Source organism: Nostoc sp. CHAB 5715 (assembly GCF_020829685.1).
Classification (GTDB): domain Bacteria; phylum Cyanobacteriota; class Cyanobacteriia; order Cyanobacteriales; family Nostocaceae; genus Nostoc.
Map to the genome: position 1 here is coordinate 1 of NZ_JAIVFR010001167.1, position 2,088 is coordinate 2,088.

The window sequence follows — 2,088 nt, forward strand, 5'->3', positions numbered from 1 at the left end:
GGGAGATAGGAAAGTAAATTCCTCCTCATCCCCCTCATCCCCCTCATCCCCCTCATCCCCCTCATCCCCCTCATCCCCCTCATCCCCCTCATCCCCCTCATCCCCCTCATCCCCCTCATCCCCCTCATCCCCCAAAATTATTGGTGGTCGTTACGGTCTTTCATCTAAAGAATTTACTCCGGCGATGGTGAAGGGCATTTTTGACAACCTTGCTCAAGCTAAACCGAAAAATCACTTTACTATCGGTATTAATGACGACGTTAGTCATACTTCTTTGAGCTTTGACCCTAACTTTTCTACAGAATCGGATAACGTTGTTAGGGCAATGTTCTATGGGTTGGGTGCTGATGGTACAGTTGGGGCTAACAAAAACTCCATCAAGATTATTGGTGAAGAAACCGACAATTACGCCCAAGGCTACTTTGTCTATGATTCCAAAAAATCTGGCTCGATGACCGTCTCTCACTTACGCTTCGGGAAAGAACCAATTCGTTCTACCTACTTAATTGACCAAGCTAACTTTATTGGTTGTCATCATTGGGGATTTCTGGAACGCATAGATGTTTTAAAGGCTGCTATTCCTGGGGCAACTTTGCTGCTTAACAGTCCTTATGATGCAGATATCGTCTGGGAATATCTGCCGATGAAGGTGCAGCAGCAAATTATCGAAAAGCATTTGAAGTTATACGTGATTAATGCTAGCCAGGTTGCCCGCGAAAGTGGCATGGGTGGCAGAATTAACACTATTATGCAGGTATGCTTCTTTGCCTTAGCGGGTGTCTTGCCACAAGAAGAAGCGATCGCTAAAATCAAGCAAGCAATTGACAAAACTTACGGTAAAAAAGGTGCAGAAGTTGTCCGCATGAACTTGCAAGCTGTAGACAACACCTTAGACAACTTGCATAAAATAGATGTCCCACAAACAATCCCCAATACAGACGCGATTAATCGCATCTCTCCCAAATTTGTACAGACGCGATTAATCGCGTCTCTCTCCGCTCCCAAATTTGTCCAAGAAGTTCTAAGCAAAATCATGGTGTGGGAAGGTGATGATTTACCTGTTAGCACACTACCTGTCGATGGCACCTTTCCCGTAGGTACTGCTAAGTGGGAAAAACGTAACGTTGCCGAAGAGATACCTGTATGGGAGCCGGATGTCTGCGTTCAATGTGGTAAGTGCGTGATGGTTTGTCCTCACAGTGCCATCCGGGCAAAGGCTTATCAAGCGGATGAGTTAGTCAATGCACCAGGAACCTTCAAATCAACTGGTGCAAAAGATAAAGACTTTGCCAATCAACAATTTACCATTCAAGTTGCCCCAGAAGATTGCACAGGATGCACTATTTGTGTAAATATTTGCCCTGCTAAAGATAAATCTGAGCCATTGCGGAAAGCGATTAACATGGCACAGCAGTTGCCATTGCGAGAACAAGAGCGTAAAAACTGGGATTTCTTTTTGAGTTTACCTAATCCTGACAGGCGATCGCTAAAATTAAACCAGATTCGCCAACAACAACTGCAAGAACCTTTATTTGAATTTTCTGGTGCTTGTGCAGGTTGTGGTGAAACACCTTACTTGAAATTATTAACACAATTGTTTGGCGATCGCGCCATCATCGCCAATGCTACAGGTTGTTCCTCAATTTATGGTGGTAATCTCCCCACAACACCTTGGACAACCAACGCCCAAGGACGCGGCCCCGCGTGGTCTAATAATTTATTTGAAGATAACGCCGAATTCGGTTATGGCTTCCGTCTTTCTCTCGACAAACAAGCTGAGTTTGCGGCAGAATTGTTGCAAAAATTGGGGAGTGGGGCATGGGGCATAGGGCATGGGGAATTGGGAATACCTCACGAGTTGATACAGTCTATTCTCAATGCCAAACAAAACACTGAGGCTGATATTTGGGAACAACGAGAACGGGTAGCGCTGTTGAAACAAAAACTAGATGAACTGTTAGAAAAAGAAAATTACCACTCCTATGCCCTATGCCCCATGCCCCATGCCCCATGCCCAATATCCATCAGGCTGACCGACACTCTAAGTCCACTGTTTTTGAACTCTTGTAAATTTTCGGGCAACTGGTG

The 2,088-nt window shown here is 45.1% G+C and carries 1 protein-coding gene; it reads left to right on the top strand.

What is annotated here, in order from left to right; all coding sequences use genetic code 11:
• Window positions 1-2,088 (top strand): 2-oxoacid:acceptor oxidoreductase family protein (locus LC574_RS37275; protein WP_229458647.1); only part of this gene is annotated, 2,088 nt, incomplete at both ends.